Annotated in this window: 22 protein-coding genes and 1 pseudogene; 12 read left to right on the top strand and 11 right to left on the bottom strand. The window is 68.4% G+C overall.

Annotated features, from left to right (window positions below; genetic code table 11):
- Positions 1–86 precede the first annotated feature (86 nt).
- The 4 genes from ACKY0X_RS16115 to secA all read left to right on the top strand — a co-directional run bounded on the left by ACKY0X_RS16115 (position 87) and on the right by secA (position 5,128).
- Positions 87–740, top strand: a complete 654-nt coding sequence (locus ACKY0X_RS16115; RefSeq protein ID WP_409426848.1) for a carboxymuconolactone decarboxylase family protein — start codon at positions 87–89, stop codon at positions 738–740.
- A 36-nt stretch (positions 741–776) separates the two neighbouring features.
- Positions 777–1,424 (top strand): ComF family protein, encoded by a 648-nt coding sequence (locus tag ACKY0X_RS16110; RefSeq protein ID WP_409426847.1) that lies wholly within the window; start codon positions 777–779, stop codon positions 1,422–1,424.
- 120 nt (positions 1,425–1,544) lie between these two features.
- The gene (hpf, locus tag ACKY0X_RS16105) at positions 1,545–2,246 is read left to right on the top strand and encodes a ribosome hibernation-promoting factor, HPF/YfiA family (protein ID WP_409426846.1); all 702 of its coding nucleotides are present in this window, start codon (positions 1,545–1,547) and stop codon (positions 2,244–2,246) included.
- 107 nt (positions 2,247–2,353) lie between these two features.
- Positions 2,354–5,128, top strand: coding sequence for a preprotein translocase subunit SecA (gene secA / locus ACKY0X_RS16100; protein WP_409426845.1), 2,775 nt, complete (start codon positions 2,354–2,356; stop codon positions 5,126–5,128).
- A gap of 37 nt (positions 5,129–5,165) precedes the next feature.
- Here the strand turns inward: secA and ACKY0X_RS16095 are convergent, their stop codons facing one another.
- Positions 5,166–5,708, bottom strand: a complete 543-nt coding sequence (locus ACKY0X_RS16095) for an Rv3235 family protein (RefSeq protein ID WP_409426844.1) — start codon at positions 5,706–5,708, stop codon at positions 5,166–5,168.
- Positions 5,709–5,911: 203 nt separating this feature from the next.
- Between ACKY0X_RS16095 and ACKY0X_RS16090 the strand changes: the two genes are divergently transcribed.
- From ACKY0X_RS16090 to ACKY0X_RS16070, 5 genes are all read left to right on the top strand, one after another.
- Entirely contained in the window at positions 5,912–7,306 is a 1,395-nt protein-coding gene (locus ACKY0X_RS16090; protein WP_409429661.1) for a WS/DGAT/MGAT family O-acyltransferase, read from the top strand.
- A complete protein-coding gene (gene ppk2 / locus ACKY0X_RS16085) occupies positions 7,303–8,133 on the top strand; it encodes a polyphosphate kinase 2 (RefSeq protein WP_409426843.1) in 831 nt (276 codons plus the stop codon). The genes ACKY0X_RS16090 and ppk2 overlap by 4 nt, the downstream gene beginning before the upstream one ends.
- A gap of 156 nt (positions 8,134–8,289) precedes the next feature.
- Entirely contained in the window at positions 8,290–8,799 is a 510-nt protein-coding gene (locus ACKY0X_RS16080) for a DUF6912 family protein (RefSeq protein WP_409426842.1), read from the top strand.
- Between the two features lie 67 nt (positions 8,800–8,866).
- Positions 8,867–10,012, top strand: a complete 1,146-nt coding sequence (locus ACKY0X_RS16075) for a ferredoxin reductase (RefSeq protein WP_409426841.1) — start codon at positions 8,867–8,869, stop codon at positions 10,010–10,012.
- Between the two features lie 82 nt (positions 10,013–10,094).
- Positions 10,095–11,354: a fatty acid desaturase family protein gene (locus tag ACKY0X_RS16070; RefSeq protein WP_409426840.1), complete on the top strand. Its 1,260-nt coding sequence runs from the start codon at positions 10,095–10,097 to the stop codon at positions 11,352–11,354.
- 107 nt (positions 11,355–11,461) lie between these two features.
- Here ACKY0X_RS16070 and ACKY0X_RS16065 read toward each other — a convergent pair whose 3' ends face one another.
- From ACKY0X_RS16065 to aroA, 4 genes are all read right to left on the bottom strand, one after another.
- Complete coding sequence (locus tag ACKY0X_RS16065) at positions 11,462–12,703, bottom strand: PPE family protein (RefSeq protein WP_409426839.1); 1,242 nt, start codon at positions 12,701–12,703, stop codon at positions 11,462–11,464.
- Between the two features lie 14 nt (positions 12,704–12,717).
- A complete protein-coding gene (locus ACKY0X_RS16060; protein WP_409426838.1) occupies positions 12,718–13,017 on the bottom strand; it encodes a PE family protein in 300 nt (99 codons plus the stop codon).
- A gap of 375 nt (positions 13,018–13,392) precedes the next feature.
- The gene (rsgA, locus tag ACKY0X_RS16055; protein ID WP_409426837.1) at positions 13,393–14,382 is read right to left on the bottom strand and encodes a ribosome small subunit-dependent GTPase A; all 990 of its coding nucleotides are present in this window, start codon (positions 14,380–14,382) and stop codon (positions 13,393–13,395) included.
- Positions 14,379–15,671 carry a 3-phosphoshikimate 1-carboxyvinyltransferase gene (gene aroA / locus ACKY0X_RS16050; protein ID WP_409426836.1) on the bottom strand — a complete coding sequence of 431 codons (1,293 nt, stop codon included), beginning with the start codon at positions 15,669–15,671 and terminating at the stop codon, positions 14,379–14,381. Before aroA ends, rsgA begins: the two co-directional genes overlap by 4 nt.
- Positions 15,672–15,856: 185 nt before the next feature.
- Between aroA and ACKY0X_RS16045 the strand changes: the two genes are divergently transcribed.
- Positions 15,857–17,440 carry a serine/threonine-protein kinase gene (locus ACKY0X_RS16045; protein ID WP_409426835.1) on the top strand — a complete coding sequence of 528 codons (1,584 nt, stop codon included), beginning with the start codon at positions 15,857–15,859 and terminating at the stop codon, positions 17,438–17,440.
- 330 nt (positions 17,441–17,770) lie between these two features.
- Here ACKY0X_RS16045 and ACKY0X_RS16040 read toward each other — a convergent pair whose 3' ends face one another.
- The 4 genes from ACKY0X_RS16040 to ACKY0X_RS16025 all read right to left on the bottom strand — a co-directional run bounded on the left by ACKY0X_RS16040 (position 17,771) and on the right by ACKY0X_RS16025 (position 21,798).
- Complete coding sequence (locus ACKY0X_RS16040; protein WP_409429660.1) at positions 17,771–19,015, bottom strand: PPE family protein; 1,245 nt, start codon at positions 19,013–19,015, stop codon at positions 17,771–17,773.
- A gap of 18 nt (positions 19,016–19,033) precedes the next feature.
- A complete protein-coding gene (locus tag ACKY0X_RS16035) occupies positions 19,034–20,224 on the bottom strand; it encodes a PPE family protein (RefSeq protein WP_409426834.1) in 1,191 nt (396 codons plus the stop codon).
- Between the two features lie 9 nt (positions 20,225–20,233).
- The gene (locus tag ACKY0X_RS16030; protein ID WP_125079330.1) at positions 20,234–20,533 is read right to left on the bottom strand and encodes a PE family protein; all 300 of its coding nucleotides are present in this window, start codon (positions 20,531–20,533) and stop codon (positions 20,234–20,236) included.
- 221 nt (positions 20,534–20,754) lie between these two features.
- The gene (locus tag ACKY0X_RS16025) at positions 20,755–21,798 is read right to left on the bottom strand and encodes an LLM class flavin-dependent oxidoreductase (RefSeq protein ID WP_409426833.1); all 1,044 of its coding nucleotides are present in this window, start codon (positions 21,796–21,798) and stop codon (positions 20,755–20,757) included.
- Between the two features lie 85 nt (positions 21,799–21,883).
- Here ACKY0X_RS16025 and ACKY0X_RS16020 point away from each other — a divergent pair.
- Positions 21,884–22,616, top strand: a pseudogene (locus ACKY0X_RS16020) (class I SAM-dependent methyltransferase).
- A gap of 16 nt (positions 22,617–22,632) precedes the next feature.
- Complete coding sequence (locus ACKY0X_RS16015) at positions 22,633–23,508, top strand: SOS response-associated peptidase (protein WP_409426832.1); 876 nt, start codon at positions 22,633–22,635, stop codon at positions 23,506–23,508.
- Here ACKY0X_RS16015 and ACKY0X_RS16010 read toward each other — a convergent pair.
- Entirely contained in the window at positions 23,505–24,779 is a 1,275-nt protein-coding gene (locus tag ACKY0X_RS16010; protein ID WP_409426831.1) for a PPE domain-containing protein, read from the bottom strand. The two genes, ACKY0X_RS16015 and ACKY0X_RS16010, sit on opposite strands and share 4 nt — an antisense overlap.
- A gap of 5 nt (positions 24,780–24,784) precedes the next feature.
- Positions 24,785–26,128: a PPE family protein, SVP subgroup gene (locus tag ACKY0X_RS16005; RefSeq protein ID WP_409426830.1), complete on the bottom strand. Its 1,344-nt coding sequence runs from the start codon at positions 26,126–26,128 to the stop codon at positions 24,785–24,787.
- Positions 26,129–26,197: the final 69 nt, after the last annotated feature.

Here is a 26,197-nt window from a genome sequence, read left to right as displayed (position 1 = left end):
TTTCTCTGTTGACTAAATGCCCCTTGACGCCGAGGTACGACATACCGTAGTAGCGGTCCGCTGTGCGGGCCGGAAAGGACACCGCCATGCCCCGACTCCGCGAGATCCCGCGCGCCGAAGTGACCGACGAGCAGATCTTGTTCTTCTATGACCGACTGTTCGGCGCGGGCGTAGATCCCGAGTGCTCTGAAGCTCCCGCCGGCCACCGCACCATCCACGGGACACCGGGGGACTGGTGGACGGTGTTCGCCCAGGCGCCACAGGTGTTCTCCCACGCCGTGCGCGGATTCGCCCTGTACCGCAACGCCTCGCTGGATCCGCTGCTGCGCGAGCTCGGTCAGGCCCGCGCCGGCTATGCCCGCGGCAGCCAGTTCGTCTTCTCCCAGCACTGCAAACAGATGCGGTCGCTGGGCATGCCCGAGGAGAAGATCGCCGCGTTGCCGTCCTGGCAGGTCAGTGACCTCTTCTCCGGGCTCGAGCGCGCGGTGCTGGCCTACACCGATGCCCTGGTCTACGACGGCGGCCGGGTGGCCGACGAGATCTTTGCGGTGCTGCAGGCACACCTGTCCGACCGCGAAATCATGGAGCTGACCTACATCACCTGCATGTATGACATGCATGCAACCATCTGCCGTGCGCTGCGGCTGGAGTTCGACGACCGCCCGGAGCCGATCGCCGAGGTCCAGGTGCCCGAGGGCGTCGCGGTGGCCGACCTGTCGGCGGACCTGGCCGGGGACTGACCGGGGACTGTCACACCCCGGGGGCAGCATCGGTGTGTGCTTGACGCGGTGCTTCCCCTGCAGTGCGGTGGCTGCGGTACACCCGGGACCCGATGGTGCGCCGTCTGCGCCGCACAGCTGGCGGTCGGGCCCGACGCACCGCGGGTGATCGCCCCGCGGCTGGATCCGCAGGTCCCGGTGTTCGCACTGGGCCGCTACGCCGGGGCCCGCCGGCAGGCGATTGTCGCGGTCAAGGAACGCGGCCGCAGCGACCTCGTCGCTCCGCTGGCATCGGCATTGGGGGCGGCGCTGCAGCGGCTGTTGTGCTGGCAGATGGTGGACCTGCCGCTGACCATCATCCCGGCGCCCACCCGCCGCAGCGCCGCGCGACGGCGCGGCGGCGACCCGGTCACGCGCATGGCCGCGGCGGTCGCCGCGTGCCATCTCGGTGTGACGGTCGCGCCGGCCCTGCGGATGCGGGCGCTGACCCGCGACTCGGTCGGTCTGGGCAGCGCCGCCCGGGAACGCAACATCGCCGGCCGAGTCCTGCTGCGCCGGGGTGGGCTGGCGCAGCTCTCCGCAGCGGGCGATGTCCTGATCGTTGACGACGTCGTGACCACCGGGGCCACTCTGGCCGAGTCGGCGCGGGTGCTGCGTCAGGCCCGGGTGCCGGTTTCTGCCGCGCTCGTAATCGCATCGGTATGAGACGGGTGTCAAATGGGTGCGCCAAACCGGTGGCATGTATCCGGCGGCATGGCTACGGTCGTCATCAAGGGCCGGGGGACCTTGAAGGAACGTGGTCGAGACGACAGGAGAGTGTCGAGCATGGCAAATCAATTTGTCGAAACCAGCGCGGCGTCAGTCGACGTGGAGGAGCGGCCCGATCAGTCGGGCGCCGAGATTGTGGTCAAGGGCCGTAACGTCGAGATTCCAGACCATTTCCGGGTTTACGTCGCGCAGAAGCTGGCCCGCGTGGAGCGGTTGGACCGCTCGATTCGCCTGTTCGATGTCGAGCTCAAGCACGCCAATAATCGACGCCAGCGAAAATCCTGCCAGCAGATCGACATCACCGCGCACGGTCGCGGACCGGTGGTCCGTGGGGAGGCGCGCGCCGACAGTTTCTATGCCGCATTCGAGGCCGCGATCGACCGACTGGAGAGCCGACTGCGCCGCGACAAGGGCCGTCGCAACGTGTCCTACGGCGACAAGACGCCGCTGTCGGTAGCGGAGGCCACCGGTGTCACCAACTTGGACCCGGAGTTCCTCGCCGCCGCATTCAACCGGGACGGCACCGCAGAACCCGACCACCGCGAGGCGATCGCGCACAGTGATGGACACGAGCATGAGCCTGGCCAGATCGTGCGCACCAAAGAACACACCGCGACGCCAATGTCGGTCGACGACGCGCTCTACGAGATGGAGCTCGTCGGCCACGATTTCTTCCTGTTCCAGGACAAGGAGACCGACCAGGCGTCGGTGGTCTACCGACGGCACGCCTACGACTACGGCTTGATTCGTCTGGTCTGAGCACTGCCTTCAGGGGCTGCGTTGGCGGCGCATTGCCGCCCTTGGCAACGGTGTCACCTACCATGGGTGACGCTCGTAATGCCGAAGACTGAGTAGGGGACATAGCCGTGCTGTCCAAGTTGCTGCGTTTTGGTGAAGGCCGCATGGTCAAACGGCTCCGAAAGGTCGCGGACTACATCGACACCCTCTCCGGGGACGTCGAAGCGCTCACCGACGCGGAGCTGCGGGCCAAGACCGACGAATTCCGTCAGCGGCACGCCGACGGCGAATCCCTCGACGACCTGCTGCCCGAGGCTTTCGCGGTAGCCCGTGAGGCGGCGTGGCGGGTGTTGACCCAGCGGCCGTTCCACGTGCAGTTGATGGGTGGCGCGGCGCTGCACTACGGCAACGTCGCCGAGATGAAGACCGGTGAGGGCAAGACCCTGACCTGTGTGCTTCCGGCCTACCTCAACGCGATCTCCGGCAAGGGCGTGCACGTCGTCACGGTCAATGACTACCTGGCCAAACGCGACAGCGAGTGGATGGGCCGTGTGCACCGCTTCCTCGGCCTGGAGGTCGGGGTGATCCTGTCGCAGATGACCCCGGACGAACGGCGCGTGGCCTACAACGCCGATGTCACCTACGGCACCAACAATGAGTTCGGCTTCGACTACCTGCGCGACAACATGGCGCACTCGCTCGAACAGCTGGTGCAGCGCCCGCACAACTTCGCCATCGTCGACGAGGTCGACTCCATCCTGATCGACGAAGCCCGCACCCCGTTGATCATCTCCGGGCCTGCTGACGGCAGCTCCAACTGGTACTCCGAGTTCGCCCGGATCGTGCCGCTGATGGAGAAGGACGTCCACTACGAAGTGGACCTGCGCAAGCGCACCATCGGTGTGCACGAGCTCGGGGTGGAGTTCGTCGAGGATCAGCTGGGCATCGAGAACCTCTACGAGGCCGCGAACTCCCCGCTGGTCAGCTACCTCAACAACGCGCTGAAGGCCAAGGAGCTGTTCAACCGCGACAAGGACTACATCGTCCGCAACGGCGAGGTCTTCATCGTCGATGAGTTCACCGGCCGCGTGCTGGTGGGTCGGCGCTACAACGAGGGCATGCACCAGGCCATCGAGGCCAAGGAGCGGGTGGAGATCAAGGCCGAGAACCAGACCCTGGCCACCATCACCCTGCAGAACTACTTCCGGCTCTACGACAAGCTCGCCGGCATGACCGGCACCGCCGAGACTGAAGCTGCCGAGCTGCACGAGATCTACAAGCTGGGCGTGGTGCCGATCCCGACGAACAAGCCGATGGCGCGCATCGACCAGATCGACCTCATCTACAAGACCGAGGAGGCCAAGTTCCTCGCGGTCGTCGACGACGTCGCCGAGCGTTACGAAAAGGGCCAGCCGGTGCTGATCGGCACCACCAGCGTGGAGCGCTCGGAGTATCTGTCCAAGCAGCTGACCAAGCGTCGCGTCCCGCACAACGTCCTCAACGCCAAGCAGCATGAGCGCGAGGCGCACATCATCGCCGAGGCGGGCCGGCGCGGCGCCGTCACGGTGGCCACCAACATGGCCGGCCGCGGTACCGACATCGTGCTCGGCGGCAACGTCGACTTCCTGGCCGACCAGCGGCTGCGCGGTCAGGGCCTGGACCCGGTCGAGACCCCGGACGAGTACGAGGCCGCCTGGGACGCGGCGCTGCGCGAGATCAAGGCGGAGGCGGCCGCCGAGGCCGAGGAAGTGATCGAGGCCGGCGGTCTTTACGTGCTGGGCACCGAGCGGCACGAGTCGCGGCGTATCGACAACCAGCTGCGTGGTCGTTCCGGCCGCCAAGGTGACCCGGGCGAGTCACGGTTCTACCTGTCGCTGGGCGACGAGCTGATGCGACGGTTCAACGGTGCGGCACTGGAGTCCCTGCTGACCCGACTGAACCTGCCCGACGACGTGCCGATCGAGGCCAAGATGGTCACCCGGGCGATCAAGAGCGCCCAGACCCAGGTCGAGCAGCAGAACTTCGAGATCCGCAAGAACGTCCTGAAGTACGACGAGGTGATGAACCAGCAGCGCAAGGTGATCTACGCCGAGCGCCGCCGCATCCTCGACGGCGAGAACCTGGCCGAGCAGGCCCACGACATGCTCGTCGATGTGATCACCGCCTACGTCGACGGCGCCACCGCCGAGGGCTACGCCGAAGACTGGGACCTCGAGCAGCTATGGACGGCGCTGAAGACCCTGTACCCGGTGGGGATCGACTATCACGAACTGCTGCACGCCGATGACGTCGGCGAGGCTGATGATCTGACTCGCGAGGAACTGCTCGAAGCGCTGCTGGCCGACGCTGAGAACTCCTACGCGGCGCGGGAGGCCCAGGTCGATGAGACCGCCGGGGCCGGCGCTATGCGCGAGCTGGAACGCGGTGTGCTGCTGAGCGTGCTGGACCGCAAGTGGCGCGAGCACCTCTACGAGATGGACTACCTCAAGGAGGGCATCGGACTGCGGGCGATGGCGCAGCGTGACCCACTGGTCGAGTACCAGCGGGAAGGCTTCGACATGTTCCGCGGCATGCTCGACGGGCTCAAGGAGGAGTCGGTCGGCTTCCTGTTCAACGTCGCCGTCGAGGCCGTCCCGAAGCAGACGGTGGCACCGGTGGATGCCCCCGAGGGGCTGGCGGAGTTCGGGTTGCGCGCCAAGGGAATCGACGGCGCCAACGGTGCTGACGGCGCCGACGGTGCGGCCGGGCTGACGTATTCGGGCCCCGACGAGGACGGCTCCGCGCAGGTGCAGCGCTCGCGCGACCTGCAACCCGCGGGAGCGACATCGCGCCGGGAGCGGCGCGAGGCGGCCCGCCGCGAAGGCCGGGGTTCCCGGCTGCCGAAGGTGCCGCGCAAGAGCTGAGGCGCTAAGCCCTCAGGCCGATAGCGCCGACCCGGCGCTAGCCGATGTGCAGGGCGACGATCCGCCAAGCCGGGCCTTTTCCGCCGATGGCGGGGCCGGGGATGGACTCGACGCGGCAGGCCAGTGCATGCGTACGTCGTCCGCGCCGGTAGGTGCCGAAAACCTCCACCGCGCTGGCCGGTTCAGCTGAACCTGCCGGTTGCACGCGTATCCGCTGCAGGGTGGCCGGCTCAACCCGGCCTGCCGGTGGCGCCGGGCGAGCCGACACCACCGAGTCGGCCAGCCCGGTGGCAAGCAGCGGATGCAGATGCGTCGACGGGCGGCGCCCGTCCACCACTTCCAGGACCCGGCGCAGCGCGGCGTCGGCGAACACCGCGGCCGACCGCAGCGGTGCCGGTAACACCTTGCGTGCGGGCCGATCGGGTCGCGTCCTGGGGGGATGCCCGGGGCGCGGCCGGACCGACGGCGCCGACCCCGGTGGGTGCGCGGGCCGACTCGGCATGGCCGGGCGGGCCGGCGGTTCGTAGTCGAGCATCGGCGCGACGGCCGAGCGCGGGGGTGAAGTGGGATCGATGGGCACGGCAGCTCTCCAAGGTCGGTCCGGGCGGCGGGCCTGCTGGAGAGTGGCAGGGCGTGTGCGGCGATCATCGCACAATCGCGGCTCCGGCGTATCCGCGTGCGGCGCCGCCCAGTGGCGGGCTACCGTGAGCGGCAGTGTTTTTCTCCGATCCGGGGCTGGTGCGGTGCCCGGCCGGATCGAGCCAGCAGGGAGGACGGGCCACGATGGTGAACCGGCTATCGGCGTCGGAAGCCTCTTTCTACCGGCTGGAGAACACCACGACGCCGATGTATGTGCAGTCGCTGTTCATTCTGCGGAACCCGCGGGGCGGGCTGGGCTACGACAAACTGTTGGAGACCATCGAGCAGCGCTTGCCGCAGATCCCGCGCTACCGGCAGACGATCCGCGAAGTCACCATGAGCCTGGCCCGCCCGGTCTGGGTGGACGACCATGGGTTCGATATCACCTACCACGTAAGGCATCTCGCGGTACCGTCACCTGGAAGCGATCGCCAGCTGCACGAGCTGATCGCACGGTTGGGTCAACAACCGCTGGATCGGTCTCGGCCGCTGTGGGCGACCTATCTGATCGAGGGGCTGGCCGACAACCGGATCGCCATCTACGTCAAGTCTCATCAAGCGCTGGTCCACGGCATGGCGGCGCCGGCGTTGGGGCACGTCCTGGTCGACCGGACGCAGCGCCCGCCCCCGTTCGATGAAGACATCTGGGTGCCGCGCGACGAGCCCGGCGCCGTCGAATTGGTCCTCGGTGCGGTCGGGGACTGGATGGCGGCTCCGCGCACCCAACTGCAGGCAGTGGGGTCGACGGTCGGCAGCCCGTTGACGTGGGCAGGCCGCAAGGCGTTCGATGCGGTCCGGGCCATCGCGCGCGGTGCGGCCCCGCAGAGCCCACTCAACACCCAGGTCTCGCAGAACCGCCTGTTCACGGTGGCGAGCGGTTCGCTCGAGGATTACCGAACGGTGCGGGCTCGCTACGACTGCGCCATCAATGATGTGGTGCTCGCCGTGATCACCGGGGCACTGCGGAACTGGCTGCTGGCCCGCGGCGAACCGGTCGGATCGACACGCACCGTGCGGGCCCTGGCGCCGCTGTCGGTGTATCCCGACCACGAATTCGACTCCGCGGGTCAGCCGATCGGTGCCGTGACGCCGTTCCTGGTGGATCTTCCTGTCGGCGAACCGAATCCGGTAGTCCGGCTTTCCCAAATCGCCTATGCCACCGAATCGCATCCCACCTCGACCGGGCTGGTGGATGCCCGCACCATCTTGACCGTGGCGGGCTTCGCCCCGCCAACCCTGCACGCGATGGGTGTTCGGGTCGCGACCGCGTTCGCCGGATTCTCCGGGCGGGTGTTCAACCTGCTGATCACCAATGCGCCGGGCACTCAGCGGCAGCTCTACATCTGCGGCGCGAAGCTGCTGGAGACCTACAGTGTGCCCCCGTTGTTGCCGAACAAGGCATTGACGATCGGGGTGACGTCTTACAACGGCACGCTCTACTTCGGTGTCAATGCCGACCGCAAGGCGATGAGTGACGTAGGAATGGTCTCGGCACTGCTGGACGAGGCGCTGGCCGAACTGCTGGAGGCAGCACAGTGAGCGACGACGAATTCGAAGCCGCTAAGAAGCGGCTCGCCGACGACGTGTACGAGAAGGAATTGCTGCGTCTGCAAAGCGAATTCGTCAAACTTCAGGAATGGGTCCGCGACACCGGCACCCGCGTGGTGGTGATATTCGAGGGCCGTGACGCCGCCGGCAAGGGCGGTGTCATCAAGCGCATCACCGAATATCTGAGCCCGCGCACGGTGCGGATCGCGGCACTGCCGGCGCCCACCGAACGTGAACGTGGCCAGTGGTACTTCCAGCGCTACATCGCGCACTTGCCGGCGCGCGGTGAGATCACGCTCTTCGACCGATCCTGGTACAACCGGGCCGGGGTGGAGAAGGTGATGGGCTTTTGTACGCCCGAAGAGCATGAGCAATTCCTCAAGCAGGCGCCGGTCTTCGAGCAGCTGCTGATCGACGACGGAATCCTGTTGCGCAAGTACTGGTTCTCGGTATCCCAGGAAGAGCAGCTGCGCCGGTTCCGTAAACGGCGCAACGATCCGCTGCGGCAGTGGAAGCTGTCGCCGATGGACCTCGAGGCACTGCACCGCTGGGAGGATTACTCGCGGGCCCGCGACGAGATGATGGCCCGCACCGATACCGCGTCGAGCCCCTGGTACGTGGTCGAGTCAGAAGTCAAGACACACGCCCGGCTGAACATGATGGCGCACCTGCTGGCGTCGATTCCCTACCGCGAGGTGGAGCACCAGCGGGTGGACTTGCCGAAGAAGCCCATCGTCACCGGCTTTTACAAGCGCCCCGACCGCAGTCTCTACCGTTACGTGGACGACTACGCCGCCACGTTGCTGGGCGACGCGTGACCCGTCCCCCGCAAGCGGGAGGTGCCCCCCAGCGCCCGGCTTCGCCGCGCTTGCGATCACGGCTGTGCCTGGTGGCCGTGACCCGTCCCCCGCAAGCGGGAGGTGCCCCCAGCGCCCGGCTTCGCCGCGCTTGCGATCACGGCTAAGGTCTGGCTCATGCGGGTTTACATCCCGGCGACGCTGGCCATGCTGGCCCAACTGGTCGCCGACGGTTCATTGCGTCCGGTCAGCGGGACGGCGTTCGCGGTGACCCCGGCGCTGCGGGAGTCCTACGCCCACGGCGACGACGACGAGCTGGCCGAGGTGGCAATCGGAGAGGCGGCGCTGGCTTCGCTGCGGCTACTGGCCGGTGCGGACGCCGATCCGGCCGGTGAGAAGTTGCCCACCCGCCGGGCGGTGCTCGTTGCCGAGGTCGAGGGAGCCGCCGTTCGCCCCGACCTGGACGCCGCCGTGGTCCGGTTGGCGGGGCCGGTCGCGATGAGTGACGTGGTTGCGGCATACGTGGACAACGCTGCGGCCGAGCCCGCCGTGCTCGCGGCAGTGGCGGTGATCGATGACGCCGACCTCGGAGACGAGGACGCCGAGCTGACCGTCGGTGACGCCCAGGACCACGACCTGGCCTGGTACGCCACCCAGGAGCTGCCGTTCCTGCTCGACCTGCTCTGATGCCGCCCCGGCGAGGTTACGGTACCGTAGGTTTATCAATCCGCCGGTAACAAGCAGGGAAGTTTTCGTGAGCAAGAAGCGTTCGACGATCGTTGCGCAGATCGGCGACACCAAGCGGCCGACCGCCGCCGGGGCCGACCGTCACCCGGTCTGGAATGCTGTGCGCCGCATCGCAACACAGATCACCACTCCGCTTCTGCCGGACGACTACCTGCGCCTGGCCAACCCGTTGTGGTCGGCTCGCGAACTGCGCGGACGCGTGGTGGAGGTCCGCCGGGAGACCGCGGATTCGGCGACGCTGATCATCAAGCCTGGTTGGGGTTTTCAGTTCGACTACCGGGCCGGTCAGTACATCGGCATCGGTCTGCTGGTGGACGGACGTTGGCGCTGGCGTTCCTACTCGTTGACATCCGCGCCGGTGACCGGGGCGCGCACCGTCTCCATCACGGTCAAGGCGATGCCGGAGGGCTTTCTGTCCAGTCACCTGGTGGACGGCGTGGCCCCGGGAACCGTGGTGCGGCTCGCCGCGCCGCAGGGGGAGTTCGTGTTGCCCGACCCGGCGCCGGCCACGGTGTTGTTCGTCACCGCCGGATCCGGGATCACGCCGGTCATGGCGATGTTGCGGTCGTTGGCCCGCCGGGGACCCATCGCCGATGTCGTCCACTTACATTCGGCGCCCACGGCGGCCGACACGCTGTTCGCCGACGAGCTGGCCGCTCTGGCACGTGATCACCCGGGTTACCGGTTGCTGTTGCGCACCACTCGAGACCAGGGTCGGCTGGACTTACGGGGACCGGAAAGCCTCGACGCCGAGGTGTCCGACTGGCGCGAGCGTCAGACCTGGGCGTGCGGGCCGGCGGCGATGCTCGGCGACGCCGAACGTGTCTGGGCTGCTGCCGGGATCGCTGACCAACTGCACGTCGAGAGGTTCGCGGTGGCGCGCACCGCGCCGGCCGGCGGCGGTGGCACCGTCACCTTCGCGGCCAGTGGCAAAAGCGTGACGGCCGATGCGGCGACGACGCTGCTCGAGGCCGGCGAGAGCGTCGGGGTGTCGATGCCGTTCGGATGCCGGATGGGCATCTGCCAGTCGTGCGTGGTGACGTTGGTGGGCGGACACGTTCGCGATCTGCGCAGCGGTGCCGATCACGAGCCGGGAACCCGGGTGCAGACCTGCGTCAGCACGGCAGCCGGCGATTGCGAACTAGACGTCTGATGATTACCCGCTGGTAACCTACGGGGACGTAGGTTACGATAGCGTAGGTATAGATGGTGATGCGTTTCCGAAGGGCGGTCTGATGGCGGTAACCGACGTCGAGGTGTTTGCGCACCTCAGCGACGCCGATGTGGCGAATCTCGCTGCAGAGTTGGACGCCATCCGCCGGGACGTCGAGGCCAGTCGCGGTGAGCGCGACGCCCGCTACATCCACCGCACGATCGCTGCCCAGCGGGCGCTCGAGGTGACCGGCCGGGTGCTGCTGGCGGCCGGTAACCGGCGCTGGGCGCGTTGGGCCGGCACCGCCACCCTGGGCGTGGCCAAGATCATCGAGAACATGGAGATCGGCCACAACGTCATGCACGGGCAGTGGGACTGGATGAACGATCCAGAGATCCACTCCACGGGCTGGGAGTGGGACATGGCCGGCGTCTCCAAGCACTGGCGCTTCACCCACAACTTCGCCCACCACAAGTACACCAACATCCTGGGCATGGACGACGACGTGGGTTACGGCGTAATCCGGGTCACTCGTGACACTCGCTGGCAGCGCTTCAACCTGCTCAACCTGTTCTACAACGCCATGCTGGCGATCGGGTTCGAGTGGGGAGTCGCGTTGCAGCACTTGGAGATCGGCAAGATCTTCAAAGGTCGCGACAGCCGCCAGGCGACCCTGGTCCGGCTGCGGGAGTTCGGCGACAAAGCCGGCCGGCAGGTGTTCAAGGACTACGTGGCGTTTCCGGCCCTGACCTCGCTGTCGCCCGGCGCGACGTTCGTCTCGACGGTGAAGGCCAACGCGATCGCCAATGTGATCCGCAACCTGTGGGCCAATGCGATCATCTTCTGTGGTCACTTCCCCGACGGGGCAGAGAAATTCACCAAGACCGACATGGTCGGCGAGTCGCAGGGACAGTGGTATCTGCGGCAGCTGCTGGGCAGCGCCAACATCGATGCCGGGCAGCCGATGAGGTTTATGAGCGGCAGCCTGTCGCATCAGATCGAACATCACCTGTTCCCCGACCTGCCGAGCAACCGCTACCCCGAGATCGCGGTGCGGGTGCGTGCGGTGTGCGAGAAGTACGACCTGCCCTACACTTCCGGGCCGTTCCTGGTGCAGTACGCCAAGACCTGGCGCACCATCGCCAAACTGTCACTGCCGGACCGCTTTCTGCACGACACCGCCGACGACGCACCGGAGACTCGCAGCGAGAAGATGTTCGCCGAGCTGGGGTCGGAATTTTCGCGCGTCGACCCGGTGACCGGTCGTCGCCGTGGGCTCAAGAGCGCCATCTCCACGGTGCGGGGCTGGCGTCGTGACAAGAAGGTCGGCCTGGCCGCCTGAGCTCACTGGCGCCTGATTAGATCCCGTATCGCGTATGCCGCGCCACGACGGATCGTGGCGCGGCATACGCGAGTGCAGCAGACCAGTCGGCCCGGGGGCCTACCAGGTCAGCCGCCAGCCGGTGGCCGGCCGACCATCATCGGCCGGAATCCGTAGCGGGGGGTGCCAAAGGCGCCGAGCCCGCCGCGGCCGCCACCACCGGCGCCCGCCATCGGCATCCCGCCTAGGGCGCTGTGGCCGGCCTCGCCGGCGACGGTCCCGGCGGAGCTGGCGTAGCTGGCCAGTTGGACCGGGGCGGAGTGGACCGCGGCCGCCGGAAGGGCTGCGGCCCAGGTCGGCGGCACCGAAAGCGGGCCGACCAGCGAGGCATGGCCGATGGTTCCGGCGGCCCCGGCGACTCCGACACCGAGGCTCTTGGCCGCGCCTTCGGCTGCCTTGGCGGCGCCTTCGGCGACCTTTTCGACGGCTTTGGTTGCTGGGACCAGCGAATGCGACAGGCCGTCCATGTCCTTGAATGCGGTGGTGAAAAGTCGCATGGGCGACACCATCCGGATGAACATGTCGAACGGGCTGGACGCACTCAGCGTGGGCGATCCGGTCAGGCCCCGCATCAGATCGCCGAGCATGCCGTTGAAAGTGATGGTCGATCCGTCCCAGGTGATTGGATTGAGCAGATCTTCGATCAAGTTGGATGCGCCTGGGCCAGCGAGGCTGCCGAGCTGACCGGGCAGCGTCGTGGTCAGGGCGGTCAGTGTGTCGGCGTCGGTCGCAGTCGCTGTTCCGGCGGCAAGGGCAACGGCGGCCTCCTGGGCTGCCACCCCAGCCGGGTTGACGGTGGGGGCCGGCGCCGTGAACGGCGTCAACTGCGATGCGGCCGCCGATTGTCCGGCATAGCCGTACATGGTGGTGGCGTCCTGCACCCACATCTCGCCGTAGGCGGCTTCGGTGGCCGCGATCGCCGGCGTGTTCTGTCCCAGGACATTCGTCGCCATCAACGCCATCAGCGTCTCGCGGTTGGCCTCGACCACCGCCGGCGGAACCGTCGCGGCGAAAGCCGCATCGTGAGCAGCGGCCGCAGCACCCGCTTGGGCTGCCACCTGCTCAGCCTGGGCGGCGGCCCGGTTGAGCCACTCCAGGTGCGGTTCGAAAGCCTTTGCCATCGCGGCCGCAGCCGGCCCGTGCCAGTCCGCGCTCAAGTCGGCCAGCACAGTCGCGTAACTGGCGGTCGTGGTGTAGATCTCGGCGCCGAGGGTCTCCCAGGCGCGGGTCGCGGCCCACAGCGGCGCCGAGCCGGCGCCGGCGTACATCAGGGCGGAGTTGATTTCAGGCGGCAGTGTGCCGAAGTCCATAGCGTGACCTAGCTCTAGGAGACCGCAGCCGCGTTTGCGGCCTCGGTGGCGTCGTACGAACGAGCGCTGATGTTCAACACCATTTCCAGCATCTGCCGCATGGCCGCGGCTTGGGCGCTGACCTGCTGGTAGAGCTCGGCGTGCGCGGCGAAAGTGGTGGCAGTCAGAAGCGACACCGGGTCGGCACCCGCCGGGGTGATCTGGGTGGTGGGGGCAGCCGCCGCTGCGTTTCCGGCTTCCATGTCCGCGGTGATGGCCTGCAGCTCTCGGGCGCTCGCGGCCAGTACCTCTGGCTGGGTAACAACGGTCGACATGTCTATCTCCTTTTCGCCTGCAAACGCGTACAGGGACTTGGCAGGAACCTTCCAGGACATTGACAGGATAGGGAGAGGTTTGTCGGTCTGAGAAGCGCCGACACTTGTTGTTCACCGACCCTTACGCTCGTCTTTCGCCGATGTGGAGCCAGTGTTCATCGGGCAGTCGGAGGCGTTAATTGCATGACGCCTGCCGTTCACTTTGGGTCCGCGGCGTACACCCTTTGACGGCGGCCAATGGCCGATATCTCAGCGGCCGCGGACGTCGGTCGGAGTCGCCCTGGCCGCTTGAGCGGTGCTCACGCGTGTGACTCTCACGGCGTGACACCCCGCGAGAGCGTCGCGAGATTCACTCTCGGCCTTGTGAAAAGCGCGTCAGCCCTCGCGCAGCGCCGTCAGTAGTCGGCGTGCTGCTTCGACCCGGCGCTGCGCCGCGCCGGTCAGATTGTCCAGTGCGCATTCGGGATCGGCCGGCGGGCCCAGGTGGCCGCAGCCGCGTGGACAGTCGTCGATGGTCTCGGCGAGGTCGGAGAACGCCAGAAGCACGTCGTCGGGTGCGATGTGGGCCAGGCCGAACGAGCGGATGCCCGGGGTGTCGATCACCCAGCCCGAGCCCTCCAGTCGCAGTGCCACTGACTGGGTGGACGTGTGCCGCCCCCGGCCGATGTCAGTGACTCGTCCGACGGCCCGATCAGCCTCGGGGACAAGGCGATTGACCAAGGTCGATTTGCCGACGCCGGAGTGTCCCAACAGCACGGTCACCTGGGATTCCAGGAGGAGAGCGACGGCGTCGAGCGGGTCGTCGCGGCCCGCGGTGACGATCGTGAGGTCCAGGTCGGCGAACTGGCCGGCGAAGGGTGCCGGGTCGGCCAGGTCGGTCTTGGTCAGGCACAGAATCGGCGCCAGTCCGCCGGCGTAGGCGGCGATCAGCGCCCGGTCGACCAGACCGGTCCGCGGCGGGGGATCGGCCAGCGCCACCACGATCAGTAGCTGATCGGCGTTGGCGACCACGACCCGCTCGGTGGGGTCGGTGTCATCGGCGGTGCGCCGCAATACAGTTCGCCGTGGTCTGCGCCGGACGATGCGGGCCAGGGTGTCGGGCCGGCCGGACAGGTCGCCGACCACGTCGACGCGGTCGCCGACCACGATCGGGGTGCGCCCCAGCTCGCGGGCACGCATCGCGGTGACCTGCAGATCGGCCGGGCCGTCCGCGGCGTCGAGGACACAGCCCCAGCGGCCGCGGTCGACGCTGACCACCATGGCGGACTGGGCATCGGCGTGCCCGGGACGGATCTTGGTGCGCGGCCGCGAACCGCGGCCGGAGCGGACTTTGACGTCGGATTCGTCGTAGTCCTCCGGTTTCAAGCGCCGGCCCCCGCGTCGGCCAGCATGTCGGCCCACATCCGGGGAAATGCGGGCAGCGTCTTGGCGGTGGTCTCGATGTCCTCGACCTCCACGCCGGGGACCCGAAGCCCGATGATCGCTCCGGCGGTGGCCATCCGATGGTCGGCGTAGGAATGCCAGATTCCGCCGTGCAACGGGGTCGCGGTGATCAGCAGGCCGTCGGGGGTCTCGGCGCTGTCGCCGCCTAGCCGGTTGATCTCGGCCGTCAGTGCCGCCAGCCGGTCGGTCTCGTGCCCGCGCAGATGCGCGATGCCGCTCAGTCGCGAGACCGAGCCCGGGGCGGCCAGGGCAGCCAGGGCCGCCACCGTCGGGGTGAGCTCGCCGACGGCGCGCAGGTCCACGTCGAAGCCGCCGTAGCTGCCCGGGCCCTCTACCTGCAGGTGCTCATCGGCGTGGCTCACCCGGGCTCCGGTCGCGCCAAAGATCTCGATGATGGCGTCGGAGGGCTGTACGCCGACGGCCGGCCAGCCGGCGATTCGCACGCGGCCTCCGGTGACCACCGCGGCCGCCAGGAACGGGGTGGCATTGGACAGGTCCGGTTCGATCTCCCAGTTGCGGGCTGCGGCCGTCGCCGGGGTGACCCGCCAGCGGTTCGGAACGGTGTCATCGACATCGATTCCAGCCTGGCGCAACATTGCGACCGTCATCGCGATGTGGGGGGCGGACGGCAGGGTGACCCCGGTGTGCAGCACGGTCAGGCCCTCGTCGAAGGCCGCGGCGGCCAGCAGCAGTCCGGAGACGAACTGCGACGACCCGGAGGCGTCGATTTCCACGGTGCCGCCGGCGACGGAGCCGGATCCATGGATTCCGAAGGGCAGGCCGTCGCCCTCGACCGCGATACCCAGGCTGCGCATCGCATCCAGCAGCGGGGCGATGGGCCGGGCCCGGGCCTGCTCATCCCCGTCGAACGTGACGGTGACGGTGCCCAGCGCGGCCAGCGGCGGCACGAACCGCAGCACGGTGCCGGCGAGGCCACAGTTCAGGCGGATGTTCGGTTCGGGGTCGATCTTGCCGCTGACCGTCACGTGGTGGGCCACTGCCTCCACCCGCAGGCCCAGGGCACGCAGGGCGTCGAGCATCAGGTCGGTGTCGCGGCTGCGCAGCGCGCCCGAGAGGGTGGAGACACCGCCCCCGCGTCCCGCGGCCAGCGCGGCCAGTACCAGGGCCCGATTGGTCTGCGACTTCGAGCCGGGCACGGTCACCGTCGCGTCGATGGGGGCGGTGGGCATCGGTGCCGGCCAAGTCGTCACGGTTTCATCCTGCCAGCGCTTGGCTCCAGAGCTGGTATCGGCGGTTCAGCGAGCCTCGACGGAGGAGAGGTGAAGCTGGGACCGGCGCATCGGCCCGGCGGTTCAGCGAGCCTCGAAGGGGTTCTTTGCCGCCTGGCTGCCTGGTATCACCCATCTGTTTACCCAGGATCATTAGTGTCTGCGGCATGGCTCTGGCGTCGGGCTCGATTTTTGCTGAGTACACCATCTTGAAACTGGTGGGTGCTGGCGGGATGGGCAAGGTTTACCTTGCGCAGCACCCCCGGCTGCCCCGACGCGAAGCGCTGAAGATTCTGCGTCGTTCATTGAGCGCCGACGACGAGTACGAGGAGCGGTTTCGGCGGGAGGCCGAGGCCGCCGCAGTGCTGGTGCACCCCAACATCGTGCGAGTTCATGACCGCGGCGAGTACCGCGGCCGGCTGTGGCTGTCGATGGACTACATCGAGGGTGAGACGCTCGGCGAACTCATCACGCGCAAGTTCCCGGCCGGGATGCCGGCTCAGATCGTCATCCCGATTGTCGCGAGCATTGCCGATGCCCTGGACTACGCGCACGGGCAGGGCGTGGTGCACCGCGACGTCAAACCCAGCAACATCTTGGTGACCGAGGACGGCGACGACGTGCCGACCGCCGTGCTGGCCGATTTCGGCATCGCCCGGCAGCTGAGCGGCCCCACGGGGCTGACCGCGAGCAATCTGGCCATCGGCACTATCGCCTATGCCGCACCCGAACAACTCATGGGTGCCGAAGGTCTGGAACGCGCTGACCAGTACGCCTTGGCGGCCACCACCTTCCAGATGCTGACCGGAGCACCGCCGTATCAGCACGAGAACCCGGTGACGGTGATCAGCCACCACCTGAACACACCACCGCCGCTGCTCAGCGATCGGCGTCCCGAGCTGCAGCAGTTCGACGACGTGCTTGCCGCGGCGCTGGCCAAAGATCCCGCCGAGCGATTCCGGGACTGCTCGGACTTCGTGGCAGCCCTGGCCGAGCAGCTTGCCGATCCCGACTCCGATGACGAGTCCGACTCCGCCAAGACCATCGTGCGGGGCGTTCCGCGGGCCCTGCCGGCACCTCCGCCGAGCCGGCTGTCGAAACTGGCCCGACCTGCTGTCCTGGTGCCCCTGGGCCTTGCGGTGGTGGGATCGGTGGCGGCCCTCGTCCCGCGCCTGCTGACCGAGGAGCCGGCCGACACGGCGGCGGTCGCCGCCGGTGACGTACCCGCGGCGGCCGTGGCGCCACCGCCCAAGGCCCCCCCGTTTGAGGGGACCTACCGCGTCGACGCCAACCGGGCAGGGGAGAAGTACAACGGCGTCCCCAACCCCGAGCCGCCCAACGTGAGCACTTGGTGGGCCGTCAAGTCGTCCTGTGACGCCTCGGCGTGCACGGCGTCTGCGGCGATGCTCGACGCCAAGGACCATCGGAAGACGGTGAAGACGCCCTCGGGCGGCAATGAATTGGCCCTTGAATTCACCGGCGACACCTGGCGGTCGCAGCCGCAGACCGTGCACACGCCGTGTATCGGTGCCGACGGACGACAGGACAATCAGACGACCACCCAGGTGCTCACGCTGGAGCCGACCATTCCGGGCGTCCTGCACGGCGCAATGGTGGCCACCGTGGAGAGCAACGAGTGCGGCCAGCGTGGAGCCCAGATCTGGGTTCCGGTGGTAGCCAGTCGATTCGGTGATGTTCCCGCGGGTGTCAACCCGTCCGTTGAGATGGCCAAGCCGGCCAAGCCGGCCTGATCCTCGCCTGATCGTCGATCACCTGGTCGACACATCTCGGGGTAGGTCTGAAGGCCCGATTCTGCATCACTACAAAATTTGAGTGCGCCCTATCGCACGCGCTATCCCCATGTCGCTTCCGGGTAATTCAAGGTTGCTCGACAGCATTCGCATGGCCGAGCAGCTGGCGCAGAGTTCGCCACGCTGGATGACCTTTTCGGCACCTTCGACATCTTCGCCTCGGAGTTGGCTGATGGCGATCTTCTCAACGCCATCGGCCTCCCGCTCGCCTTTGACCTGGGAATACTGCCGATCGCGTTGCTGGGCGCCCTGATCTGACCTACCCAGCGCCTACCCGGCGCTGGGCGGCCGGTTCATCACCCGGTGGCGGTAGCCGTACCGGGGAACGAACCGGAAGCCGGTGGGTCCGCCGTTGGCGGCGGCACTGGCCCCGGGCAGACCCGCCATGCCGGCCAGCCCTGCCATCCCGCCGCGCGGCATTGCGCCGGCCTCGGCAGCGGCCACCCGGCTCGAAACCAGCGTCGCCGCAGCCTGATTGGCCGAAGTAGGAGCCACCGGCCAACTCTGCGGCACCGACAACAAGCCGACCTGGATGCCCCGGCCCACGGCGACCGACGGCGACGCGGCGCCGAAACCCGGGGTGTAGGAGGCTGCGGTTCCCGCCTTCGCGACGTCGGCGACCTTCGCCAGGTCTCCCAAGAATGTCCTGACGTCTGCCACGGCCTGACCCGATACCTCGTGACCGTTGAGGCCCTGGCCGACCATGTCGACGAGCCGGAACGGTCCCATGGCCGAGTTGGTGTAGCCGGTGAGCGTCCGGATCGGAGTGACCAGCTGTTGCAGGAACGCGGTCCAGGCCGCCGAGCCGGTGGGCGGTGCGGTGCCCGTACCCGCAGCCGGGACCGAAGGCGCCCCGGTGGCCGCGCCCGACTGAGCGAGCGACTGCAAGGAGGTCAGCCCCTGCGACGTCGCTTGGGAGGTAACCTGCGACGCCGCCGAGTTGCTGACCGCCTGGGTGGTCGCGGTGGCCTGCCCCGCTTGCGCACCGGGGTTGGTGGTCTGCGGCGGCGAGGTGAACTCCGTCAATTGCGAAGCCGCCGCGGAACCACCCGCGTAGGCATACATGGCGGCGGCGTCTTGAGCCCACATCGCTGCGTAGTGGGCTTCGGTCGCCGCGATGGCCGGGGTGTTCTGGCCGAAGAAGTTGGTGGCGACCAACATCATCAGCTGCGCCCGGTTGGCGAACACCATCTGTGGCGGCACCGTCATCGCGAACGCGGCTTCAAAGGCGGCCGCCGCGGCCTTGGCTTGCATGGCCGCCTGTTCGGCTTGCGCCGCCGTCGCCTTGAACCAGGTGGTGAACGGCAGTGCCGCAGCGGCCATGGCGGCCGCCGATGGCCCGCGCCACGGACCACTGGTGAGGTCGGCGATGGTCATGTCCACCGCGGCCGCGGTCACGCTCAACTCTTGGGCCAAGACATCCCAGGCCCCTGCTGCTGCCAACATCGGACCGGAGCCGACTCCCGCATACATCCGCGTGGAATTGACCTCCGGAGGCAGCGCCCCGTAGTCGATCACCAAGTCCCCTCGGGCCTATCCGCCGAACGGACGACGTGGCATGACGGTCAACGCGGTTCCGTAGCGCGGACCGCCGAAACCGCGGAAGCCGGCGCCGGCCGCACCCGCGGCTGGGATACCAGGCATTCCAGGCATTCCCGTCGGCGGTGCGATCGGAGCACCACCGAGGATGCCTCCCGCGGACGGCAGCGCCGCCGCGGCAGCGGGACCGACCGGCACCCACGAGCCGCCAGAGACCGGGCCCAGGGTGGACGCTGCCGCCATCGGCGGGGCCCAGGCCGCCGGGACCGAGAGGCCACCGACCGCGCCGGCGGCACCGGTGGCCGCGTTCGCCGCACCGGAGGCCGCGCTGGCGGCACCGGAGGCCGCACCGGCAGCCCCCGACGATGCTGCTTTCGCGCCGTCGGCAAACAGCTTTTGCAGGCCGAGCACACCGCTGACGCCACGCCACACCGCACAGACGTTGTTCGACTGCAGGTTTGCGTTGGTCACCAGTTGGGTCATCAGCTGGTTGCTCAGGTTGTAGTTCGGGTCGTTGAGGACGTCCTGAGCCGGGTTGCCGGTGCTTTCGGCCGAATTCACCAGGCTCTGCAGGACGCCCGAAGCCTTGGTGGCCTGGGTTGCCGTGGCACTGCCGGCCGCCGAGGCGACCGCGTTGGCGTTCGCGGCGTCACCGGCCGGGTTGGTCGGGTTGGGCGGCGCGGTGAACTCGTTGAGCTGGGTCGCGGCGCTGGACTGGGTGTGATAGCCGACCATCGCCATCGTGTCCTGGGCCCACATCTCGTTGTGCTCGGTCTCGGTGGCCGCGATCGACGGGGTGTTCTGCCCGAGGATGTTGGTGGCGACCAGCTGCTGCAGGAGTTCACGGTTCGCGGTGACCGCAACCGGCGGCACCGTCTGCGCGTGTGCCGTCTCGTAGGCGGCCGCCGCGTTGCGGCCCTGAGCGGCGGCCTGCTCGGCCTGCGCGGCGGTGAGCTCCATCCAGTTGATGTAGGGCGCGGCTGCGGTGGCCATTGCCGCCGAGGCCGTCCCGAGCCATTCCTCGGAGGTCAGCTGGTTGATAACCGCCCGGTACTCGGCCGCAACAGATTTCAGTTCGGCGGCCAGCGCACTCCACGCCGACGCTGCCACGACCATGGGCTCCGAGCCGGGCCCGGAGTAGATCATGGTGGAGGTCACCTCAGGCGGCAACGACAAGTAGTTCATCGCGGTGACCTAACCGGCCGCTGCTGCGTTAGCAGCCTCGGTTGCGGCGTATGCGTTGGCTCCGCTGCTCAGGGCGTTCACGAACATCTCGTGGACGGCCACCGCCTGCGCGCTCACGGCCTGGTAAGCCTGGGCGTGGGTGGCGAACTGGGCGGCGGTCAGCGCGGATACCTCGTCGGCGGCGGCCGGCACCACGCTGGTGGTGGGTGCCGCGGCCGCGGCACTGTGCGCGGCCATCGACGAACCGATGGCCCGCAGGTTGGCGACGGCGGCCAGCAACGCTTCGGGTTGCGTTGTGACGAACGACATGAAGGCTCCTCGTCGAGGTCTTTACCCTTTTCCGCGATCGCCATATTGCGGATCGCGTACGCCCTTGAGCGCAGACCCGACGCTATGCGATCAGACGGCCGATACACAGCCGCGAAGGGCACTTTTCGGAGACTGTCAGCAGTTGTTCATTGACAGTTGGAAAAGGCACCCGAAACATTCACCGAGCAGCCCTCTGGCGTTGGTTTGCCTTCACCTGTTGTTCACTTTGGCGACGCCGCGTCAGCTAACAGTCGCAGGGTGGATTCGCGCCCCGGCGCGCTGGCCGGGTCGGTGCCCCGCCGGGCGGATGCGACCGGATTGAGCATCAACTCGTCCACGCCGAAGCGGTCGGCCAGTTCCCGCAGTTGCGTGAGCGCCTCGGCCGGCGTTCCGATGACCGCACGCGAGAGCTCGCCCTGTGCGACGCGGTGTTGCTGCGGCGTCAGGGCCGCCTGCTGGGCGTCCTCGACCAGTTCCAGGCGGCCCGGTGGTTGCCCGGTCGCCGTCTGCGCTTGCAGCCGCAGGTAGGGAAGAATCAAAGCCGTTGCCTCGTCGTGTGTTTCGGCAACCACGGTGTTGACGGTCAGGAAAGCGGCCGGCTCGGCGGCAAGCTCGCTCGGGACGAACTGTGACCGGTAGCACGCCAGTGCCTCGTCGGTGTGCTCGCCGAACAGGTGATGGCCGAAAACGTAGGGCAGTCCCTGGGCTGCGGCGACTCGAGCCGACTGCATCGAGGAGCCCAGCACGAATACGCGCGGCCTTGTCAGCGCGTGCGGAGTCGACCTCAGGACGTAGCTGCGATCCGCCAGCTGCACGGACACTCCCGCCGTGCTCAGCAGGGCGATCACGTCGGCGAGATTGTCTGGGAAATCGTCAATGTCGCGATCACCGCGGCCGGTGGCTCCGCGCAACACCGCTGATGCCACCGGATCGGCGCCGGAGGCACGCCCGATGCCCAGGTCGATGCGGCCGGGATGGGCGGCCTCCAGCAGCGCGAACTGCTCGGCCACAGCCAGCGGCGCGTGATTGGGCAGCATCACTCCGCCCGAACCCACGCGGATACGCGAAGTGGCGGCAGCGATCATCGCGGTCAGCACCGCCGGGCTGGTGGCGGCAACCGACGGAATGTTGTGGTGCTCGGCAACCCAGTACCGGGTGTAGTCGAGATCGTCGGCGATCTTGGCGAGTCGCATCGTCGCCGCCACTGCATTCGAGGTGGACTGGTCGGTGCGGACCGGCGTGAGATCGAGGACGGAGAGGTGCACAGCGGCGATCTTGCCATCACCGGGACGACTGACGCCGTTCGTACACCGCGCGTTCGGCTTTCGTTAACCGGACTCACGCACAGTTGTGGGCGATGAACAGCGATACCGAGCTCGGCGGCGCGCCGCCGGCAAGCCCCCCGGAGCCGTGGGAGATCGGCCGTCCGCAGCCGGTAGTGCAGCAATTGGTGGCGTGCGGAGCGCTGCGCGGGGAAGTTCTCGACCCCGGAACCGGCTCGGGTCACCACGCGATTCACTATGCGGCTCATGGCTATTCGACCACGGGGCTCGACCATTCTCCGGCTGCCATCGCGGTCGCGCAGCGTAACGCCGCGCAAGCCGGTGTGACGGTGGATTTCCAGGTGGCCGACGCGGTTGACCTCGTCGGGTTCGACGGCCGGTTCGACACCGTGGTTGACAGCGCGTTCTACCACCTGTTCCAGGACGATGAAGAAACTCAGTTGCGCTACGCGCGCAACCTGCACCGGGCAACCAAGCCTCAAGCCCGGCTGTTCATGTTCGAAGCCGGCCGTCACAACGTCAACGGTTGGCAATTGGACGGGTTGTCGCCAGAGCGCTTTGGCCCGCTGCTCGAATCCGCCGGCTGGCGTATCGACCACATCGGGACCACGACCTATCAGGGGACGTTCGATCCCGCTGCCTTCACCGACATGATCGCGGTGATGGAGTCGATGGGCCGCGAGGACCTGGTGGCAGGTGTCCGCGCGCTGGCCGAGCGGTTCGCGTACCTGCAACCGCTGCTCGAAGGCAACCTGGTGCACATGCCGTTCTGGGCGGTCGCGGCCACCCGGATCGATTAGCTGCCACCATGAAGGTATGTGCGGGCGTTTCGCGGTAACCACCGATCCGGCGTTGCTGGCCACGCGTATCGATGCGATCAACGAGATACCGGCCGACGCAGACGCCGGCCCGAACTACAACGTGGCACCCACCGACGGCGTCGTGACCCTGGTCAGCCGGCACGCTGGGCCGCATCAACCCGGCGGTTCAGCGAGGCTCGACGGAGGAGAGGCGAAGCTGGAACCGCCGCATCAACCCGGCGGTTCAGCGAGGCTCGACGGAGGAGAGGCGAAGCTGGGACCGCCGTATCAACCCGGCGATGTACCGACGCGGCGGCTGCGGCTGATGCGCTGGGGTCTGGTTCCGTCGTGGGCTAAAGCCGGTCCCGGCGGGGCCCCGGCGTCCGGCGGTCCGTTGCTGATCAACGCCCGTGCCGACAAGGTCACCACCTCACCGGCGTTCTCGGCGTCCGTCGAGCGGCGCCGCTGCCTGGTGCCGATGGACGGCTACTACGAATGGCGCGCTGAAGGGCCTCGAACCGGAAGAGGGGCCCGCAAGACACCGTTCTACATCCACGGTGACGGCGCGATGCTGTATGCGGCCGGGCTGTGGTCGGTCTGGCGCCCCAACCGGGTGTCCGACGCGGTGCTCAGCTTCGCGATCATCACCACCGCGGCCGTCGGGGAACTTGCCGGCATTCATGATCGGATGCCGTTGCTGTTGCCCGAAGATCGTTGGGACACTTGGCTGGACCCGGATGCTGGCGTCGACACCACGCTGCTTTCCCAGCCGCCGGACCTGACCGGGATCGCGGTGCGCGAGGTCTCGACGCTGGTCAACAGCGTGCGAAACAACTCACCCGAGCTGATCGCACCGGCCGAGCCGCAACCCGAGCAGGCCCAGCTGTTCTAACGTCCGACCAGGCTGCGCTTCTCCAGCGCGTACTCCTCGTCGGTGAGAATGCCGGCGTTGCGCAGTTCGGCCAGCTCACGCAGCTCAATGTCGGCGCCCATCAGCAGGCCGAACGCCGAGGACGCGGGCACCTCCGGCAGCTCGTCGGGCCGTGGTACCGGCGGCGGGGTGACGGTACCGGCAGTCGGGATGCGGGCCCCCCGGGTGGCGCCGGCCCCGGCCCGTCCGGCCACCCCGGCAGCGGCCATCCCCGCCGCGGGGATCACCGTCTCACCGGCGGCCACGGCCGGAACAGCCGAGGTGGCGGCGGCGGTCCCGACGGACACCAGCGACATGCCGATCTGCGGCGCCACCACCGCCGGCGCGGCCGACGCCCAGGCCAGGGGCACCGACAGCCCGCTGATCGAGGTCGCCGAGGCGAAGTTCGCCGAGACCGGCAGCGCACCGGCCATGGCGGCGCGCAGCAATTCCTGGCCCACCTCGGCGGCGCCCATCGCGTCGAACAGGAACGTGCCGAGCGCGTCGACGCCGAACGTGCCCATCGAGTCGACAACCAGCTCGACACCGGCGATGCCGACCTCCATCGCGGGTTCGCTGATCAAGAGCGCGTCGGCGCCGATGGCCTCGGCCACGGCCGACGAGGACTCCAGCGCATGGGTGAGGGTGGTGATAGCACTCTCACCGTGACCCTCGGAGGTGGTGGCGGCCGCATGCATGACGGCCGCTGACTGCGCCGACGTAGCGGCGGAGTTGGTGGTGCGCGGTGGCTGCTGGAACGGGCTGAGCCTGCCGGCGGTGGCGGCACCGGCGGCATAGCCGTACATGGCGGTGGCGTCCTGGGCCCACATCTCGTAGTAGTGGGCCTCGGCGGCGGCGATCGCGGGCGTGTTCTGGCCCAGGAAATTAGTCGCGACCAGGGTCATCAGCAGGCTGCGGTTGGCGGCGATCACCGGTGGGGGCACGGTCATGGCGAAAGCTGACTCGTAGGCGGCGGTGGCGGCGCGGGCCGCGATGGCGGTCTCCTCGGCCTGGATCGCGGCGGTCTGCAGCCATTGGGCGTACGGCGCTGCGGCGGCGGCCATGGCCCGTGCACTGGGGCCTGCCCAGCCGGAGCTCAGTTCGGTGAGCACTGAGGTGTAGGCGAGGCCCGCGCTGTGTAGCTCGGCGCCCAGCGCATCCCAGGACGACGCCGCGGCCAGCAAGGGGCCGGCGCCCGCGCCGGAATACATCCGGCCGGAGTTCACCTCCGGTGGCAATAGTGCGAAATCCATGGGTGTTACCGGCCGAGGAGGCGCTGCTTTTCCTGGGTGAACTCTTCTTCGGTGAGGATCCCGGAATCGCGCAGATCGGCCAGTTCCCGAAGCTCACCGGAGATCCGCGTGATCGGCCCGTTCAACGGCCGCACCGGCGGTTGCTCCGGCTTCTCGGCTTGGTTGCGCTGTTTGACCAGGGCGCGCGGAGCCCGTTTGGGGGTGGCCTTCGGGTTCGCGGTGGCCGCTGCGCGGCCCCGCCCCAAGCCCGCGGTGGCCCGACCGGCCAGTCCGGCGGCGCCGATGGCGGCCAGCGGCAACGCGGAGGCGCCCGCCGAGGCGGCGGGCAGTGCAGCTTGTGCGGCAGTCGGCAAGGCGCCGCCGACCTGCTGGATCACGGTGGTCGTCGGCGCCGCGGTGGCCCAGGCCTGTGGCACCGACAGCCCGCTGAGCGTGGCCGCTTCACCCAGTTCGGCGCTCACTGGAGTGATCGCGCTGGCCAGGGCCATCTCCGGGAGCAGTTCGCTCTCGATCTCGCCGACGCCGATCAGGTCGATCCCGAAGGTGCCGGCCGCGTCCACGCCGAAGGTACCGGCCGAGTCGATGACGAAGGTGCCGAACAGGCTGGAGGCCAACGCCACGTAGGAGGCCGCCAGCCCAGGCTCCATTGCCGCCGCCGACCCGATCGAACCCGTCAGCGTCGCATTCGATCCCGCGGCCGCCGATCCCGGCGCGCTGAGGCCCTGCAGGGCCTGGGTGATCGCGGAAACCGCGCTATCGGCGTGGCTGCCCGCCGTGGTGGCGGTGGCCTGGCCGACCGCACCAGCCTGGTTCGCCGTGCCGGCGGAATTGGTGGTGCGCGGGGGCTCGGTGAACGGGACCAGCCTGGTGGCGGCGGCGGAGCTGGTGGCGTAGCCGTACATGGCGGCGGCGTCTTGGGCCCACATTTCGTAGTACTGGGCGTCGGTGGCCGCGATGGCGGCGGTGTTCTGGCCCAGATAGTTGGTGGCAAGCAGCGACATCATCTGGGTGCGGTTGGCGGTGACCGCCGGGGGAGGCACGGTCACGGCGAACGCCGCGTCGTAGGCGGCGGCGGCCGTCCGGGCCGACGAGGCGGTGTGTTCGGCCTGGGCGGCGGTGGCGTGCATCCACTGGGCGTACGGTGCCGCGGCGGCGGCCATCGCTGCGGCGCTGGGCCCAGCCCAGCCGGCGGTCAGCTCGTCGATCACCGAGTCGTAGGCCACCCCCGCACTATTCAGTTCCGCGGCCAGAGCGCTCCAGGCGGCGGCAGCGGCCAGCAACGGCTGTGCGCCTGCCCCCGAATACATCCGGCTCGAATTGACCTCTGGCGGCAGCATCGCGAAATCCATTGTCAGACAATCCTGTTGGTAGTAGGCGTCATGGTGCCTCCTGAATTTCCCGGTTCGCGCCGCTGCGAG

Source organism: Mycobacterium sp. SMC-11 (genome assembly GCF_046250095.1).
GTDB lineage: Bacteria > Actinomycetota > Actinomycetes > Mycobacteriales > Mycobacteriaceae > Mycobacterium > Mycobacterium heraklionense_A.
This window is presented reverse-complemented; position numbering and strand designations above follow the sequence as displayed.

Excerpts from the sequence above, each read along its gene's own strand:
- ACKY0X_RS16115 (WP_409426848.1), top strand. The coding sequence starts at position 87 with ATGCCCCGACTCCGCGAGATCCCGCGCGCCGAAGTGACCGACGAGCAG.
- hpf (WP_409426846.1), top strand. The coding sequence starts at position 1,545 with ATGGCAAATCAATTTGTCGAAACCAGCGCGGCGTCAGTCGACGTGGAG.
- ACKY0X_RS16090 (WP_409429661.1), top strand. The coding sequence starts at position 5,912 with ATGGTGAACCGGCTATCGGCGTCGGAAGCCTCTTTCTACCGGCTGGAG.
- ACKY0X_RS16080 (WP_409426842.1), top strand. The coding sequence starts at position 8,290 with ATGCGGGTTTACATCCCGGCGACGCTGGCCATGCTGGCCCAACTGGTC.
- ACKY0X_RS16070 (WP_409426840.1), top strand. The coding sequence starts at position 10,095 with ATGGCGGTAACCGACGTCGAGGTGTTTGCGCACCTCAGCGACGCCGAT.
- ACKY0X_RS16065 (WP_409426839.1), bottom strand. The coding sequence starts at position 12,703 with ATGGACTTCGGCACACTGCCGCCTGAAATCAACTCCGCCCTGATGTAC.
- ACKY0X_RS16060 (WP_409426838.1), bottom strand. The coding sequence starts at position 13,017 with ATGTCGACCGTTGTTACCCAGCCAGAGGTACTGGCCGCGAGCGCCCGA.
- ACKY0X_RS16045 (WP_409426835.1), top strand. The coding sequence starts at position 15,857 with ATGGCTCTGGCGTCGGGCTCGATTTTTGCTGAGTACACCATCTTGAAA.
- ACKY0X_RS16035 (WP_409426834.1), bottom strand. The coding sequence starts at position 20,224 with ATGAACTACTTGTCGTTGCCGCCTGAGGTGACCTCCACCATGATCTAC.
- ACKY0X_RS16030 (WP_125079330.1), bottom strand. The coding sequence starts at position 20,533 with ATGTCGTTCGTCACAACGCAACCCGAAGCGTTGCTGGCCGCCGTCGCC.
- ACKY0X_RS16015 (WP_409426832.1), top strand. The coding sequence starts at position 22,633 with ATGTGCGGGCGTTTCGCGGTAACCACCGATCCGGCGTTGCTGGCCACG.
- ACKY0X_RS16010 (WP_409426831.1), bottom strand. The coding sequence starts at position 24,779 with ATGGATTTCGCACTATTGCCACCGGAGGTGAACTCCGGCCGGATGTAT.
- ACKY0X_RS16005 (WP_409426830.1), bottom strand. The coding sequence starts at position 26,128 with ATGGATTTCGCGATGCTGCCGCCAGAGGTCAATTCGAGCCGGATGTAT.